Source organism: Halomonas sp. BC04 (genome assembly GCF_000568385.1).
In genome coordinates this window covers 1-15,665 of sequence record NZ_AZQX01000047.1, presented here as the reverse complement: position 1 = coordinate 15,665, position 15,665 = coordinate 1, and the positions used below count along the sequence as shown (strand labels likewise).

The 15,665-nt window shown below is 59.0% G+C and carries 15 protein-coding genes and 2 pseudogenes; 14 read left to right on the top strand and 3 right to left on the bottom strand.

The genetic code is table 11. The annotated features are described in order from the left end of the window. The 4 genes and pseudogenes from Q427_RS29690 to Q427_RS36695 all read left to right on the top strand — a co-directional run. A pseudogene (locus Q427_RS29690) lies at positions 1–194 on the top strand (IS1595 family transposase); the annotation flags it as partial. Further along, positions 146–667, top strand: a complete 522-nt coding sequence (locus tag Q427_RS03680) for a LexA family protein (RefSeq protein WP_331280529.1) — start codon at positions 146–148, stop codon at positions 665–667. The pseudogene Q427_RS29690 and the gene Q427_RS03680, both read left to right, overlap by 49 nt. Beyond that, a pseudogene (locus Q427_RS36700) lies at positions 664–1,049 on the top strand (Y-family DNA polymerase); the annotation flags it as partial. The gene Q427_RS03680 and the pseudogene Q427_RS36700, both read left to right, overlap by 4 nt. Positions 1,050–1,367: 318 nt before the next feature. Further along, positions 1,368–1,943 carry a DinB/UmuC family translesion DNA polymerase gene (locus tag Q427_RS36695; RefSeq protein WP_442905430.1) on the top strand — a complete coding sequence of 192 codons (576 nt, stop codon included), beginning with the start codon at positions 1,368–1,370 and terminating at the stop codon, positions 1,941–1,943. A gap of 34 nt (positions 1,944–1,977) precedes the next feature. On the opposite strand, the gene Q427_RS03670 is transcribed toward Q427_RS36695, so the two are convergent. Further along, the gene (locus tag Q427_RS03670; RefSeq protein ID WP_043511104.1) at positions 1,978–3,372 is read right to left on the bottom strand and encodes a DEAD/DEAH box helicase; all 1,395 of its coding nucleotides are present in this window, start codon (positions 3,370–3,372) and stop codon (positions 1,978–1,980) included. Further along, entirely contained in the window at positions 3,369–3,959 is a 591-nt protein-coding gene (locus Q427_RS03665) for a hypothetical protein (RefSeq protein ID WP_043511103.1), read from the bottom strand. The genes Q427_RS03670 and Q427_RS03665 overlap by 4 nt, the downstream gene beginning before the upstream one ends. A 101-nt stretch (positions 3,960–4,060) precedes the next feature. On the opposite strand from Q427_RS03665, the gene Q427_RS03660 reads away from it, so the two are divergent. The 10 genes from Q427_RS03660 to Q427_RS36690 all read left to right on the top strand — a co-directional run bounded on the left by Q427_RS03660 (position 4,061) and on the right by Q427_RS36690 (position 14,803). Beyond that, positions 4,061–4,291, top strand: a complete 231-nt coding sequence (locus tag Q427_RS03660) for a helix-turn-helix domain-containing protein (protein ID WP_043511101.1) — start codon at positions 4,061–4,063, stop codon at positions 4,289–4,291. A 155-nt stretch (positions 4,292–4,446) separates the two neighbouring features. Then, a complete protein-coding gene (locus Q427_RS03655; protein ID WP_231613382.1) occupies positions 4,447–6,438 on the top strand; it encodes a type I restriction-modification system subunit M in 1,992 nt (663 codons plus the stop codon). Next, on the top strand, positions 6,435–7,826 hold the full coding sequence (locus Q427_RS03650; RefSeq protein WP_043511099.1) for a restriction endonuclease subunit S: 1,392 nt from the start codon (positions 6,435–6,437) through the stop codon (positions 7,824–7,826). The genes Q427_RS03655 and Q427_RS03650 overlap by 4 nt, the downstream gene beginning before the upstream one ends. Further along, entirely contained in the window at positions 7,823–8,752 is a 930-nt protein-coding gene (locus Q427_RS03645) for a GIY-YIG nuclease family protein (protein WP_043511095.1), read from the top strand. The genes Q427_RS03650 and Q427_RS03645 overlap by 4 nt, the downstream gene beginning before the upstream one ends. A gap of 64 nt (positions 8,753–8,816) precedes the next feature. Then, positions 8,817–9,650 carry a hypothetical protein gene (locus Q427_RS30980; RefSeq protein ID WP_155833444.1) on the top strand — a complete coding sequence of 278 codons (834 nt, stop codon included), beginning with the start codon at positions 8,817–8,819 and terminating at the stop codon, positions 9,648–9,650. A 132-nt stretch (positions 9,651–9,782) separates the two neighbouring features. Next, the gene (locus Q427_RS03640) at positions 9,783–10,451 is read left to right on the top strand and encodes an SOS response-associated peptidase (protein WP_043511092.1); all 669 of its coding nucleotides are present in this window, start codon (positions 9,783–9,785) and stop codon (positions 10,449–10,451) included. Positions 10,452–10,478: 27 nt separating this feature from the next. After that, positions 10,479–11,015 carry a hypothetical protein gene (locus tag Q427_RS03635; protein WP_043511090.1) on the top strand — a complete coding sequence of 179 codons (537 nt, stop codon included), beginning with the start codon at positions 10,479–10,481 and terminating at the stop codon, positions 11,013–11,015. A 102-nt stretch (positions 11,016–11,117) separates the two neighbouring features. Then, entirely contained in the window at positions 11,118–12,422 is a 1,305-nt protein-coding gene (locus tag Q427_RS33250) for a type I restriction endonuclease (protein ID WP_231613381.1), read from the top strand. Next, positions 12,419–14,314 (top strand): type I restriction enzyme subunit R domain-containing protein, encoded by a 1,896-nt coding sequence (locus Q427_RS33245; RefSeq protein ID WP_231613380.1) that lies wholly within the window; start codon positions 12,419–12,421, stop codon positions 14,312–14,314. Before Q427_RS33250 ends, Q427_RS33245 begins: the two co-directional genes overlap by 4 nt. Positions 14,315–14,317: 3 nt before the next feature. Further along, positions 14,318–14,803 (top strand): DUF4124 domain-containing protein, encoded by a 486-nt coding sequence (locus Q427_RS36690; RefSeq protein WP_081785795.1) that lies wholly within the window; start codon positions 14,318–14,320, stop codon positions 14,801–14,803. A gap of 593 nt (positions 14,804–15,396) precedes the next feature. Here Q427_RS36690 and Q427_RS35110 read toward each other — a convergent pair. Next, positions 15,397–15,665 (bottom strand): hypothetical protein (locus tag Q427_RS35110; RefSeq protein WP_043511089.1); only part of this gene is annotated, 269 nt, incomplete at its 5' end.

Here is a 15,665-nt window from a genome sequence, read left to right as displayed (position 1 = left end):
AGGAATACCACATTCAGAACGTCAACAGTTATATCAGCCGATTGAAGGGCTGGATGGGGCGCTTTCATGGGGTGGGGACAGCGTACTTGCCGAATTACCTGGCATGGCGGCGGTTGTTTGAAACGGCGAAGCCAGCCGAGGAGTCGTGGCTACGCGCGGCGATAGGCGCCGACCAACAACAGATACCAACATAGCCATAAAACGACAGTCACGCAAAGGGACTCACTATGATACTGGCAGATCTCATTTCGGCCCATCCCGAGCCGCCACCGCTTGCACTTCCCTACCCCCTCGCCCTCGGGCGTGCAGGCTCTCGGGCTTCCCTTCTCCTGCGCAGGATTACGAAGGCCGCACGCTCGATCTCAACCAACGCTTCGTGAAGCGCCCCTCCGCAACCTTCTTCCTAACAGTTACTGGTGACAGCATGGAGCCGCTGGGAATACAAGAAGGCGATACACTGGTGGTCGATCGTTCCATCGACCCCAGGCCCGGCCATATCATCGTCGCCATGGTCGACGGAGAGATCACGGTGAAGCGCTACGAGCTGCGTGGGGACGTACCCTGTCTCTGTTCTGGCAATCCTCGCTATGTCCCGATCCCGCTGGTTGACCTGGATTGCCAGGTGTGGGGCGTGGTCAGGTCGGTCATTCATGAGTACACCGTATGATCGGCCTGGTGGACTGCAACAAGTTTTACGTCAGCTGCGAAAGGGTATTCCAGCCGCGGCTGAGGGACCGCCCCGTCGGAGTGCTCTCGAACAACGACGGCTGTGTTATTGCGCTCTCCAACGAACTCAAGGCGATCGGTGTCACCATGGGCACGCCGGCATTCGAGATCCAGCACCTGGTACGCCAGGGCCGCATCCATCTGCTCTCATCGAACTACGAACTCTACGGTGACATGAGCCAGCGCGTGCAAGCGGTGCTCGAAGAGTTCGCTCCCGGCGTCGAGCCTACAGCATTGATGAGATGTTCGTCCGCTTTGGTGGCTTCACCTCTGATCAGCTGCTCAAGCATGCGCGGCAGCTGCATGATCGGGTGCGCCAGTACACTGGTATTCCAGTCTGCGTCGGTGTTGCCCCGACGCGCACATTGGCCAAGTTCGCCAATCGGGCCGCCAAGAAAATTCCGGCCTATCGCGGCGTGTGCGTGCTGCAGGCCGACAGCGCGGAAACCAGAGCTCTGCTGCAAAAGTTCGAGCTGGGGGACCTCTGGGGTGTCGGCCGAAGGCTCGTCGAACGCCTCGCAGTCATCGGCATTCGCACTGGCTGGGACCTCGCCCAGGCCGACCCCAAGTGGATCCGCCGGCAGTTCAGCGTCACGCTCGAGCGCACCGCCTTGGAACTGAGGGGCGTCAGCTGTATCGAAATGAACGATTTTCACGAGCCGAGGCAGCGCATTATGACCAGCCGATCGTTCGGTAAGCTGACCGGCAACCTAGGCGAGATCCGCGAAGCGCTCCGCCAGCATGGCCAGCGCGGCGCCGAAAAGCTGCGAAGCCAGGGCAGCCTCGCCCGCGCTGTGCTGGTGTTTCTCAAAACGAATCCGTTCCGGCTGGACCTGCCCCAATACTCACCCCATGCCGTGCTCGAGCTACCCCGGCCCACCGACGACAGCCGCGAGATTCTCCACGCTGCCGGCCACGCGTTGCAGCGCATCTACCGTAAGGGTTATTTCTACCAGAAGGGAGGCGTGATGCTGCTTGACTTAGTCGATGCCAGGCGGCAACAGCTCTCGTTGCTTGACACGCCCCAGAGCGAAGCTGAAAGGCAGCGCAGCGCGAAGCTAATGAGCGTGATGGATGAACTGAACAGCAGGATGGGCCGCGGAACGGTTAAATTGGGCACCCCTAGCCCAGGAGCGGCGTGGCACCTACGCTGCGCTAACCTCACTCAGCGTTTCTCAACACGTTGGGACGAGTTGCCAACCGCTCGAGCGAGATAAAAAAGCCCGGCAGCAGCCAGGGCAGGCTAATCTGTCAAATGCAAGTCAGCAGCAACTGCCTGTAGTGCTGCGAAAAGCTGATGTGATAGCTTGGTTCATCAGCAAAATCTCCGAGCGCGTAAGCGCTCGGTGAGGCCTCCTCCAGGTCTTGTTCACAATCACCGTCATTGCTGCCATCCGCAGCGTTGTCAGCCCCCTTTCCGCCCGACGCTGGACCAGCTGCAGCGGCAGGCATCGGTACCTGGCTCAGTACGGCCAGATCCTCCGGCAGATCGTCGGCAATGCGTTCCGCGAATCGCCGTAGCGTCGTTTCCGCCAGCATGAACAGCCACGCTTGATCATCGACTTCGCCCATGCGCCGCAGAATTCTCCCCAATACCTGCCGGTAGTGAAGCTCGGTACGGATGCGGCTTAGAAAGCAGCATACCTGCAGGCGGGGGATGTCGGTCCCCTCGCTAATCATCCCGACTGCGACGATCCAGCGGCAATCGCTGTGTCGGAATGCATTGATGACCTGCTGAGCATTCGGGGTTTTGTTGGTAACGATGCACCAACTCTCCCCTCTGGCGTCAAGCGCTTGGGCTATCTGCTGAGCATGTGCGATATCGGTGGCGACTACCAGGCCCGCTGCCTCTGGCTGGCTCCGACGAAGCGCGTCCAGCTTGCCACTTCCTAGCGAGAGCAGTTGTTCGATCACCTCGTCATGGCGCAGCAAGTCTTCGTAAGTGACAGGCGACTCTCCCAACAGCTCGGCGATACTGGGGAACAACCTAACGGTGCTCTCGGTTTCGGCTGCTTCCGTGAGCGCAACTTGTTGGTTGTCCAGAAGGAGAATGCGGGGCGAACGGCACACTCCGTCCGCGATGGCTTCCTGCAGACCATAGCGGTAGTCGCAGATCAGCTGCCCCTCGGGGGGAGATAGGTAACGTGCCAGGGCAATGGCGCGGTCGTCAGAGCGCCACGGCGTGCCGGACAGCGCCAAGGTGAAAACGGCCCGATCCTGGATCTTCTGCAGGATCTGTTGCCCCCAGGCGTTGCTCAGTAAAGGGTCATGGCCGGCGCAGTGATGGATTTCGTCGAAGACGACGAACACGCGATAGTCTTCGAGCAGTCGCCAGAAGATCTCATCGCGGTACTCCATGGCTTGATAGGTGTAAGCCCCTCCCACCGAGCCGAGCAAGCCGTCCAAGCGCTTGCCGAGCACCGCCGAAAAGGTGGAGCGAAAGCCGTCGACGACCTGGCGCGAGGGTGCGAAACAGAGAACCAGATCGATCTTGCCTTGGTCAAGCAGGCATCGGGTCAGCTCCGCTGCCATGCGAGTCTTGCCGGCACCGGGGGTCGCCTGGCAGAAGAAATGCGACGTGGAAAGGAAGTGCTTCAACGCCATGTCGATACACCGGCGCTGCCAGTCTCTCAGCGATGCCGTCATCTCCCCGAGGCCACCGTCTTGAGTGTGTTCTCGACGGCACGAAGATGTCCCAACAGGCGTGAGCTGCGGTCTTTGGCCCCCCGATACTCGCTTTCGACCAGGTCCTTTAGATGAGGCATGTCATCGAGGAGCTGCTTGTAGCGCTCCGTTTCGCCCATCGATGACAGGAAGTCGAGCTTGATCTCTTTGAGGAGGGCTTCCAGATACACCTGCGCATCGGACGACGATGGGGCTGGCGTGGCGCTCGCCTCGGGCGTTGACCTAGTCAACTCCTCTTTATGCGCGGGCTTGATGTAATCCTCGAAACCGTTGTCGATCAGCTCCAACTGCAGATGCGGAGGGATGGGTTGCAGGTGGTAGACCTGTCCTCGCTTGCGGCGCTCATTGTCAGGCACGAGCCAGCCCGCCCGGAGTAGGCGGCGAATCTGCTCATACACATACCGGCGTACATCGCCAAGGCGATAGTCGATGCCGTCAAGGTGCTTGGCGTAGGCATCCCGCAATTCGCGGGTGGTGAATTGCGTGCGCCCCTCTTCCTGGAGAAGGCCATACAGTCGCCTGTCGAAGATGAGCGAGACGGTTTTCATGCGGGCACCTGAGCGGTTATCACAAAAATGCGGATTATAGTCCGTCGCTTTTGCGTCCGCAAACACACGATAGTGCTGCCTCAAATGAAGTTGAGGCGGTCATGGATCCATTGGCAAAAGCGTTGGGGGCACGCATCAGAGCGCAGAGGAAGGCCTGTCGGCTCTCTCAGACTGCACTGGCGCTGGCCTGCAGCATTGACCGCAGCTACATGGGACGCATCGAGCGTGGCGAGGTGAACATCACGGTCGAGAAGCTGTATCGCATCGCCGGGGTACTGGCGTGCGATCCGGCGTCGCTACTTCCTCGCATGACGGAGCTTCAGATCAGCTAGCCTACACGCTTTTGAGAGTCATTCAGCGTCACTCCGAAGAAGGCCGCTGACTGACGATGTAAGACTGGCAACACCACCTCAAGACGGCACGCCCTGCCCCTCCCTCCCCTTCGCTGTGTATGATGGCCCTCAACAGTCACATATCAGTTACGAACGTGGGGAAGCATCGTGAACACGGAGAGTCACTCTCAGCTGGCGGCTTCATCTGGTCCGTGGCGGACCTGCTGCGCGGCGATTTCAAGCAGTCCCAGTACGGCCGCATCATCCTGCCCTTCACCCTGCTGCGGCGCCTGGAGTGCGTGCTGGAGCCCACCCAGGCCGAGGTGCTGCGTGCCGCCCAGGATCACCAGGCCAAGCCTGAGGCGGTGCGCGAGAAGCTGCTGCTGCGCGCCGCGGCACAGCCCTTCTTCAATGCCTCACCGTTGACCCTCGGCACCCTCTCCGACACCCAGACCGCCGACGACCTGATGAGCTACGTGCAGTCGTTTAGCCAGGACGCCCGGGAGATCTTCGAGCATTTCGAGTTCGAGGGCTTCGTCCAGCAGCTCGGCGCCAACAACCTGCTCTACCAGGTGGTGCAGCGCTTCGCCTCCATGGAGCTGAGCCCGCAGCGCCTGACCAACTTCGGCATGGGCCTGGTGTTCGAGGAGCTGATCCGCAAGTTCGCCGAGAGCTCCAACGAGACGGCGGGGGAGCACTTCACACCCCGCGATATCGTCCACCTGACCACCTCGCTGGTGCTCACCGGCCAGGATGACAAGCTGCGCCCCCACCGCATCGTCACCATCTACGACCCTACGGCGGGCACCGGTGGCTTTCTCTCCGAGAGCGAGGAATACATCCATCAGGTCAGCCAGGAGGTGACCGTCTCGCTGCACGGCCAGGAGCTCAACCCCGAGTCCTACGCCATCTGCAAGGCAGATATGCTTATCAGGGATAAGCAGATAGACAAGATCAAACTCGGCAACACCCTCTCCGACGACCAGCTGGCCGGTGAGCACTTCGACTTCATGCTCTCCAACCCGCCGTTCGGGGTGGAATGGAAGAAGGTCCAGACGCCGATCTCCAATGAGCACAAGCAGAAAGGGTATGAGGGCCGCTTCGGCCCCGGCCTGCCGCGGGTCTCCGACGGCTCGCTGCTGTTCCTGATGCACCTGGTGAGCAAGATGCGCCCGCGCCAGGAGGGCGGCTCGCGCATCGGTATCATCCTCAACGGCTCGCCGCTTTTCACCGGTGGCGCCGGCAGCGGCGAGTCAGAGATCCGCCGCTACCTGCTGCAGCACGACCTGGTGGAGGCCATCGTCGGCCTGCCCACGGACCTCTTCTACAACACCGGCATCGCCACCTACGTGTGGATCCTTTCCAATAACAAGCCCGCCGAGCGACGCGGGCAGGTGCAACTGATCAACGCCACCGGCCGGGCCAGCAAGATGCGAAAGTCCTTGGGCAGCAAGCGTCAGTTCGTCGCCGACCGCGACATCGAGGAGATCGTACGCCTCTACGGCGCCTGCCAGGAGGCCGAGGAGAGCAAGCTCTTCCCGGTGGAGGCCTTCGGCTATCGGCGCATCACCGTGGAACGCCCGCTGCGGCTCAACTTTCAGGCCAGCCCCGAGCGCCTGGCCAGGCTCGATGACGAGAAACCGCTGCAGAAGCTCATTGATGCCGAGCGCGAGGCCATCAAGGCTGCCTGCGCACGTCTGGACCCGGGGCAGTGCTTCACCAACCGCGACGTCTTCATCAAGGCGTTAAAGGCAGCGCTCAAGGCCGAAGATTTGAAGATCGGTGCCCCAGTACAGAAGGCGATCCTCAACGCCCTCTCCGAGCGCGACCCCGAGGCGGACATCTGCCTCGACAAGCAGGGCAACCCCGAGCCCGACACCGGCCTGCGCGACAACGAGAACGTGCCGTTGGACGAATCGGTTTTCGACTACTTCGAGCGCGAGGTGAAGCCCCACGTCCCCGATGCCTGGATCGACGAGGAGAAGCGTGACCCGCTGGACGGCCGCATCGGCATCGTCGGCTTCGAGGTTCCCTTCAACCGACAGTTCTACAAATTCACGCCGCCTCGCCCGCTGGAGGAAATCGACGCCGACCTCAAGGCCTGCACCGACCAGATCAAGCAGATGATCGAGGAGCTGTCGGCATGACGTTCCCCAAGTATCCCGAGTACAAGGACCCCGGCGTCGAGTGGCTGGGGGCAGTGCCGGCGCATTGGAAGGTGAGAAAAATTGCGCATGGTTTCTCTCGTATTGGCAGTGGTACGACACCTCCAAGCAATGAGCAGAAGTGGTATGAAGGCGGTTCAATACCATGGGTTACAACCAGTGAGCTCAGGGAAAGCTTAATACTGGAAACAAAGAAATCTATCACCGACGAGGCGCTATCTGAATTCACTTCACTGCAGGTTCATCCTCCAGGTTCTCTTGCGATTGCCATGTATGGGGCGACGATAGGAAGGCTTGGTGTCTTTGGTGTGAGTGCGACCACTAATCAAGCTTGCTGCGTTCTTTCTGAGGGCAAAACCATTAGCTCTAGGTTTGCATTTTACTGGTTGCTGGCTTTTAAGAATATAATTATATCTCTTTATGCCACTGGTGGCGGACAACCTAATATCAACCAAGAGATAATTGCGAGCCTTCGTTTACCAGCACCATCATTAGCTGATCAGGCACATATTTCCACCTTCCTCGACCACGAAACTGCCCGTATCGACGCCTTGGTTGAAGAGCAGCAGCGCCTGATCGATCTGCTCAAGGAGAAGCGCCAGGCGGTGATCTCCCATGCCGTCACCAAGGGGCTGGATCCTGATGTGCCGATGAAGGACTCAGGGGTGGAGTGGCTGGGCGAGGTGCCGGCACATTGGATGGTGGGCCCTCTGCGCTGGTATGCGACCATTCAAGGTGGAGTAGCCAAGGGGAAAAGCTATGATGTCGGCACTCTTACCATTGACCTTCCGTATCTTCGGGTGGCCAATGTTCAAGACGGTTATGTAGACCTCTCATCCGTCAACACTGTGACCGTAGCTGTCTCCGAGGTTGATCGCTACCGTCTTCAATCCGGTGACGTCTTGATGAACGAAGGTGGCGATAATGACAAGCTTGGGCGTGGGGCTGTATGGGAAGGGGAGATTGCTGACTGCCTCCATCAGAACCATGTCTTTGCAATTCGACCGAATGACCACCTGTTGCCGCACTGGTTATCGATGTTCACGGGATCGAGCTCAGCCCGCGCCTATTTCTATCTTTATTCGAAGCAAAGCACAAATCTGGCATCGGTATCCTCAAGCAATGTGATGTCATGTCCTCTCCCCCTACCACCGCGAGAAGAGCAACGTCAGATTCTAGAATTTCTCGGCCGAGAAACTGCTCGTATCGACAACTTGATGGCCGAAGGTGAGAAAGTCATCAGCTTTCTTATTGAACGCCGCTCTGCCCTGATTTCCTCCGCCGTGACCGGCAAGATAGATGTACGCGGCTGGCAGCCGCCGGTGGGTTCATCGGTTGCTAATGAAGCCAGGCAGACGGAGGTGGTATGACCCAGGGACGTAGCATCCGACTCTTTCTGGTGGACGGCACGCCCAACGGCCTGCTCACCGCCGAGATCATGAACTGGACCGGCCATGTGCTCACCGGGCCGCGCAGCAAGCTCAGCGAGCTGGTGCAGCGCCCCGAGTGTGGCCGCACTGGCATCTACTTCCTGGTCGGTCCCGACCCCGAGAACAGCCTGCGGCCGCTGGTCTATATCGGTGAGAGCGACGATGTCAGCACTAGGCTGAAGCAGCACAACCGGACCGAGGAGCGCGGCGGCAAGGACTTCTGGGAGAAGGTCTGCTTGGTCACCAGCAAGGATCAGAACCTCACCAAGGCCCACGTGAAGTACTTGGAAAGCCTCCTGATCCAGAGCGCTGGCCAGGTAGGCCGCTGCAAGCTGATCAATGGCACCGCCCATGAGTACATCAACCTGCCCGAGTCAGATCGCGCCGACATGGCGTTTTTCCTGGAGCAGATTCGCACCGTATTGCCGGTGCTCGGCTTCGATTTCCTGCGCGAAACCTCGCGCCCCTCGCGTGATCCTGAGTCCACTTCTGCTGCCGAGCCCGAGGCATCTCCCCGGTTCACCCTGGAGGTGCCGAGGCATGGCATCCGCGCCACCGGGCAGGAGATCGACGGCGAGTTCTACGTCTTCAAGGGCTCCCTGGCCAGGGGCAGCTGGGTCGGCACCGAGCGTGGCTACCAGAGCCTCTACAACCAGCTCTTCGAGGATGGAGTGCTGGTGGAAAGCGACAACAAGACACGAGTGTTCAACGAAGACCAGGGATTTAGCAGCCCCAGCGCCGCCGCGGCGGTGGTCTCTGGCCGTAGCGCCAATGGTCGTATTTCCTGGAAGGTGGAGGGTAGCGGGCTGACCTATGGCGAGTGGCAAGACAAAAAAGTAAGCAGTGCTCAAGCAGTGAGTATTTAAGTAAATTAATAAGGCAATGAGACGTAGCTAAAAAAATCAAAATATAAATCGCAAGGGAATGAATGTGACTGCTAAAAAATTGATACAGGTTGCTGCGCTTACAGCAATGGTTGCGCTGACTTCATCTTGCGCTCAGATGGCAGAGCTGGAAAGGAAGCTTGATACGGCTTTTTATAATGTTGTGGGAAAGCCTTTAGAGTACCTTGAGGATTCGATTAGAGGCTATAGAGTCGATTATGTTACCATACCAGCTGGCGCAGAGCTGACATGCGAAGGGGAAGATCTGGGAAGAACTCCCTTGAGAAAGTGGTATGATTTAACCGATGAGCAGAAAAAAGACAATATTTTTACAACTCCTAACTGCCTGGTTAGGTGGGAGAGCGGAGCTGCAGCTGAAATTAATACTGAAGTTCCCTTAGATAAATATCCCAGAAGATTGTATATCGTCAAGGAGCGCCCGTCGGCTTATTCTGGTGAGGAAATGGATATTCAGTTTGGAACGCAGTATCTAGCATACCGTCAGCAGCAGATTGAGCAAGCGGCTGTGGCTATTGTGGGCATGGCCTCAGCCTTACACTCCGCATCAAAATCATCTTCTTCATCAACATCTTTTGGGGCTGGTGGTCCTCTGGACATTCCCCGCTTTCAAAGCATTCAAGGCTCCGATGGAATTAGTTGGAACTGGGTTTCAGCAGGTGAGGGTTTTGGGTTAGGGGGGAATGCGCATAGTCATCAGGGATCGCGAAGTCTGACGCCGGTAGCGCCTGCTTCAAGTTGCTCTGGAACAATAGTAATGGGAAAGTGTTCAGGGACAATAATAAATCCGGGTGTTCAATCGTTTTGTGCTGGCAGCGTCATTAATGGTCGTTGTGTTGGGTCAGTGATTTTTGGGGAGTGATACATTTTTCTCTTATGAAAATATTGAGCATGGCAAGCCATGATGAGGTCATGGTTTGAACAAGAAAAGCCGGGGTGCTTAAGAGCGCCCCTCTCGACGGTAAAGATCTATCTGTTATGCAGGGGGTGCTTAATGTGCGGCCGCTTTTCCCTCTATAGCGACTTCCCCAGCCTGGTAGCCTCCCTCAAGTTGCCGCTAGCTGGGGGCGACCTGACGCCGCGCTACAATGTGGCACCGGGCACCTGGATCAGGGCGGTGCGTCGTTCTGCCGAAAGCTGCCAACTGAGCATAGACGATCGATGGTGGGGCTATCGCCCTCACTGGGCCGACGACAAGGCCCCGCAGCCCATCAACGCCACCGTCGGGAAGGTCGCCACCTCGCCCTACTTCCGCGAGGCCTTTGCCCATCACCGCTGCCTGGTGCCTGCAGACGGCTGGTACGAGTGGCTGACCGTGGAAGGGTGCAAGCAGCCCCACTACTTGACCCGTCGTGACGGAGAGCCGCTGTGGTTCGCCGGCATCTGGACGGAGCGGCCGGACGGCAAGCCCAGCTGTGCGATCCTTACCGAGCCTGCCCGGGGCGTCGCCAAGGCGATCCATCCGCGCATGCCCCTCATCTTGGATCAGCAGAGCCTGGAGCCCTGGCTCGATCCTGAGCTGACGGACCGAGAGACAATACGCCGTCAGGTGCATCACCTGGCTCACGGTCAGCTGACCCACTGGTCAGTGAGCTCCCGGGTCAATCGGCCGGTGAAAGATGATCAGTCGCTGATTGGGCCCATCACTCCCGCAGCACCATAGGCGTCGCCCTCGACAAGGAACATCCTTATGAACCAGGTTCACTCCACCCTCAGCTCACAGTCTCGCGACGAAGAGGTCCAGGCTGCCATCGAGAACTACCTGCAGGCCCGTAAGCGAATCCTGACACTGGGCCGCGAAGTGCCGGAGCGGTTTGGCGGCAACGACAATATCATTGGGCGCATTGGCGAGTTCATCGGTCTGCGCTTTCTGGAGTCACTGGGCCAGCGACCCGAGAAGGTGCCCGGCACCTCGAATCCGGGTTATGACCTGGAGGAAGGGTCTTGCAGGACACAGGTGAAGGCAATCACTCAGGAGAACAAGCATGGTCGTAGTGTGCGCCTCACACCAGATTGGACGCAGTTCCTTCTGATCGAGCTGGGAGAGCATTATGTTCCCACACGCATCGGCCTGTTGACGCTGGAACAGCAACAACAGGCCATCGTCGATGGCTTTGCTAAGACGCCCACACCGGTTGTCAGCCTGACCATGCTGGGTACCAAGGGACTGTTTAGTCGCTATGGTCGGGTGTACGGCTCCAAACAGCTCCGGGCACTTGGCCTCTGATCGAGCATGAGGAGAAAACACATCATGTCTTAAGTTGGCTTCTCCTGAGATTCCTAAAGCGCTAGGCTGTTACGAATAATTACGCCAGGCGCAGGGGATGACATGGCGGACAGCAGGGAAGGCCAGTTCCAGCAGGACATCATCGATGCCATGGTGGCCGGGGGCTGGAAGGCCGGTACGGCCAGTGACTTTGAGCGCGCCTCGGCGCTCTACACCGAGGATCTGCTTGGCTACGTGAAGGAGGCCTGGCCGGATCGCTGGGAGAAGTTCTGCAAGGCCAATCCCCAGGCCCCCGAGCAGGTCTTCGTGAAGAAGGTGGTGCGCGAGCTGGAGCGGGCCGGCACCCTGGAGGTGCTGCGCCACGGCTTCAAGGTGCCGGGGGTGACGTTCGACCTTTGCAGCTTCCAACCCGACCACGGCATGAACCCCGATTCGCTCGCCCGCTACCGCGCCAACCGCTTGCGGGTGGTACCGGAGGTCTCCTATTCCCCTCACGCCCGCGAGAACGGCAAGGGCGGCGAGAGCTACAACCCGCGCCTGGATCTGGTGCTGTTCGTCAACGGCATCCCGACTGCCACCTTGGAGCTGAAGAGCCAGTTCAAGCAGACGGTGGAGAACGCCAAGCGGCAATACCGTCAGGACCGGCCAGTGAAAGACCCCATCACTCGCAAGCCGGAGCCGCTGCTGACCTTCAAGCGTGGCGCCCTGGTCCACTTCGCGGTGAGCCAGTCCGAGGTGGCCATGACCACCAAGCTGGCCGGCAAGGACACCTATTTTCTGCCCTTCAACCGTGGCACGGCAGAGGGTGGTGCCGGCAATCCATCGCCTGTGGACGAGCTGAGCTACGCCACCGCCTATCTGTGGGAACAGGTACTTGCGCCGGACGCCTGGCTGAAAGTGCTCGGACGCTTCTTGCACCTGGAGCGCAAGCCAGTGGAAGACTTCCACGGCCACCGCACCACCAAGGAGACGCTGATCTTCCCGCGCTATCATCAGTGGGAGGTGGTCAACCGGCTTATCCAGGGCACCCTGGCCGAGGGGCCTGGGCGGCGCTACCTGGTGCAGCACAGCGCCGGCTCCGGCAAGTCCAACTCCATCGCCTGGGTCGCCCACCAGCTGGCCAACCTCTACGCCGAAGACGGCACGAAACTGTTCAACTCGGTCATCGTGGTCACCGACCGCACGGTACTCGACAGCCAGCTGCAGGACACCATCTACCAGTTCGAACATGCCCACGGCGTGGTCTGCCCGATCACCCGCGACATTGGTAACCAGAGCAAGTCAGAGCAGCTCGCCGACGCCCTGGCCAGCAACACCCGTATCATCATCGTCACCATCCAGACCTTCCCGGCGCTGTTCGATGCCCTGGACAAGCGTCCTCACTTGGCCGAGGCAACTACGCGGTGATTGCCGACGAGGCCCACTCCTCCCAGACCGGCAGCTCGGCCAGCAAGCTCAAGGCGCTTTTGGCAGCCGCAGGGGAGGCGGTAGAGGCTGAAGACGGGGGGATCAGTGCCGAGGCCATGCTTGATGCCGCCGTGGCCTCACGACGCCCCAGTGAGCGAATCAGCTACTACGCCTTCACCGCCACGCCCAAGGCCAAGACCCTGGAGCTGTTCGGCCGCCCGCCGGATCCAGACCTGCCGGCCAGTGCCGACAACACGCCCGAGCCGTTCCACCTCTACTCCATGCGCCAGGCCATCGAGGAGGGCTTCATCCTCGACGTGCTGCGCAACTACGTCACCTATGCCACCGCCTGGAAGCTCGCCCATCCCGACGGTGAGGAGCAGGAGGTGGACTCCAAGAAGGCCTCGCGGACCCTGGCCAAGTGGGTGCGCCTGCACCCCTACAACATTGCCCAGCGAGTGGAAGTGATCGTCGAGCACTACCGCGACAACGTGCGTCATCTGCTCGATGGCCAGGCCAAGGCCATGGTGGTCACCGCCAGCCGCCAGGAAGCGGTGCGCTACCAGCTGGCCATGCGTCAGTACATCGAGCAACACGGCTACGGTGACGTTCACCCGATGGTGGCATTCTCGGGCAGCGTGCTACCCGACGAGGTGATCCCCGAGGAGGTCACCGAGACCAGCCGGCTGCTCAACCCCGGGCTCAAGGGACGCGACCTGGCCGAGGCCTTCGACACCGACGACTTCAACGTGATGATCGCCGCCAACAAGTTCCAGACCGGCTTCGACCAGCCCAAGCTGTGTGCCATGTACGTGGACAAGAAGCTCCAGGGCGTGGACTGCGTACAGACCCTCTCGCGACTCAACCGGCTGTTCGATGGCAAGCAGACCTTCATTCTTGATTTCTACAACGACGAGCAGGAGATCCTCGACGCCTTCGCGCCCTACTATCAAAAGGCCGAGCTGGCCGACGTCTCCGACCCTCAGGTGGTCATCGACCTGCAGCGCAGCCTGGATGCCAGCGGTATCTACCACTGGCCGGAGGTGGAGGGCTTTGCCAAGACCTTCTTCGACCCCAAGGCACCGGCGTCGAGCCTCAGCTACCACTGCCGGCCCGCCCAGGATCGCTTCAAATATCGCTACCAGGCGATACTCGAACAGCTGCAGACCTGGAAGGAGGCCCGCCGGGTCGCAGAGCAGAACGGCGATGACAAGGGCCTCAAGCGCGCCGAGCAGGAGCTCAAAGACGCCGGCACCACCCGCGACGAGCTCGATCTGTTTCGCAAGAACCTGCAGAGCTTCGTGCGCACCTACGAGTTCCTCAGCCAGATCGTCACCTTCGACGACCCCGAACTGGAGCAGCTATGCGTCTTCGCCCGCCATCTCTACCCGCTGCTGCGCATAGACCGGCTATTGGAAGAGGAGGCCATCGACGTCAGCGAGCTGGAGCTGACCCACTACCGGCTCACCAAGCGCGAGGAGAAGCGGCTGCGCCTGGAAGAGGCCGAGGGTGACTATGGCCTCCAGCCGGTCAGCGAAGTGGGCTCAGGCAAGCCCTTTGATCCCGAGAAGCAGCGCCTCGCCGAGATCATCGACCGGCTTAACGACCTTTACGGCGCCGAGGTCAGCGATGACGACAAGCTGCACTTCTTCCGCGGTATGGCGGGGAGGCTATCGAAAGATAAATCCTTGATGGCACAGGTGATCTCTCATAGTGAAGACCAAGCCATGCACGGACTTTTGCCATCAAGGTTCACCGAAACCGTGATGGATACAATGACGGATAACGAGAAAATGGCCATCCCGCTTCTGGAAGATGAGGAAATGGCAGCCAAGGCCTGCCGGATTATTTTCCAGATGCTGGTGCAGGGACATAGGGTGGCTGAAGGTTAATCCATGACAAGAATTCCTGGAGGGGGTATGCGTGTTCAGATCATGACTCTCATAATGGCATGCAGCCTATACATGGATGTCGCTTACGGACAGGTTTATAGGTGTGAAGACCCTTCCGGAAATGTTTCTTATCGAGACCGGCCATGCAAAGGTGCCGTCGGTGGAGAAAATGCTGATATAGACGCCCGCATAAGTGTCATTGACCGAGAGGGCGCGCGAGAATTAAGCCGTCAACGTGCCAACCAGAGTTCACAGGGGGGCAGCACTCAGAATATCAGGCAAAGTGAAGAGTATTCTCCCGCTCTAGCGTCACAGAGAAGGCGTGGCGAGCAGATGCTACGCGAGGCCGAAAATTTTTCGAAAAACGCCTCCAGGCGAAACGATGCTAGTCTTCGTTCCAGGGAAAGTGCCTACTCTCAGCATCTGATGACGTCTGCCAGCATTCTGATGAACTCTAGGAAACAGTCGGCGCGGGGGGTGAGCGCCTGAGGGAGTCCAACAAGATTGCATTGAATGCTGCACGCCTGACGGCTGCACCGTCCCAGCGTTCGATACTCAATGAGGCATCGAGGCTACAGCAATCAGCGGGAATGCAACTGGGATCCCTCGTGGAAGTGGCATCACCGCGCCAAGGCCGCCCGAGTCCCTCACCTTCACCCGATGCTGTTCCTGCTCCAACTAAACCTCAGCCAAGTATTATTACAAATTGTGACAGTGCTGGGTGCTGGGACAATGTCGGTAACCGTTACAATAAAGGAGCAGAAAGCACATACTTTCCAACCAGTGGAGGATCTTGTCAGCTAGTTGGGGGAATGATGCTATGTCCTTAGTGGTCAGTGGTCGAGTATCCCTATTATCCCGAGTAGTAGTTGGGCGAAGTCATCGTCTGATGCTACGAACTCTGGTCGCCAAGAGCAGCAAGTATACCCTGTACTTCGTCAAAGGCATCGACAGCTATAAGGTAGTTTTGGGCTGGATTTGCAGACGTAGTGAAGGGTCAGATTATGCACGGGCTATTTGCTAAGCGTGCTAATGAAAAGCTGTTCGACACTATGAGTGACCAGAAGAAATTCACTATGTCGCTATTGGGGGCAGTGAAGTTGTCTCGGGGTGGCCACATTATATAATCCTGCCTTATTCATGAGGAAGGCCTGAAAACAAAGATGACGGATGGTATTCTCTTGAGAAATCAGAACGTTCCGGCAAGAACCTGATTCCAGAGGACCATCCGCCATGGGTGAAAGCCTATCTCCCTGGATCCCGTCCTGCAACGGTCCATCCGCGTTGAGCTTGATGGCCAGCGCACCACCAGCGACAGCGGCGCTCTGCTGCTGCGTGAAGCCCTCGACAA

Coding starts and splice junctions, on each gene's coding strand:
- Q427_RS36695 (WP_442905430.1), top strand. CDS start 1,368: ATGAACGATTTTCACGAGCCGAGGCAGCGCATTATGACCAGCCGATCG.
- Q427_RS03640 (WP_043511092.1), top strand. CDS start 9,783: ATGTGCGGCCGCTTTTCCCTCTATAGCGACTTCCCCAGCCTGGTAGCC.
- Q427_RS03670 (WP_043511104.1), bottom strand. CDS start 3,372: ATGACGGCATCGCTGAGAGACTGGCAGCGCCGGTGTATCGACATGGCG.
- Q427_RS03665 (WP_043511103.1), bottom strand. CDS start 3,959: ATGAAAACCGTCTCGCTCATCTTCGACAGGCGACTGTATGGCCTTCTC.
- Q427_RS03635 (WP_043511090.1), top strand. CDS start 10,479: ATGAACCAGGTTCACTCCACCCTCAGCTCACAGTCTCGCGACGAAGAG.
- Q427_RS03660 (WP_043511101.1), top strand. CDS start 4,061: ATGGATCCATTGGCAAAAGCGTTGGGGGCACGCATCAGAGCGCAGAGG.
- Q427_RS33250 (WP_231613381.1), top strand. CDS start 11,118: ATGGCGGACAGCAGGGAAGGCCAGTTCCAGCAGGACATCATCGATGCC.
- Q427_RS36690 (WP_081785795.1), top strand. CDS start 14,318: ATGACAAGAATTCCTGGAGGGGGTATGCGTGTTCAGATCATGACTCTC.
- Q427_RS03645 (WP_043511095.1), top strand. CDS start 7,823: ATGACCCAGGGACGTAGCATCCGACTCTTTCTGGTGGACGGCACGCCC.
- Q427_RS03650 (WP_043511099.1), top strand. CDS start 6,435: ATGACGTTCCCCAAGTATCCCGAGTACAAGGACCCCGGCGTCGAGTGG.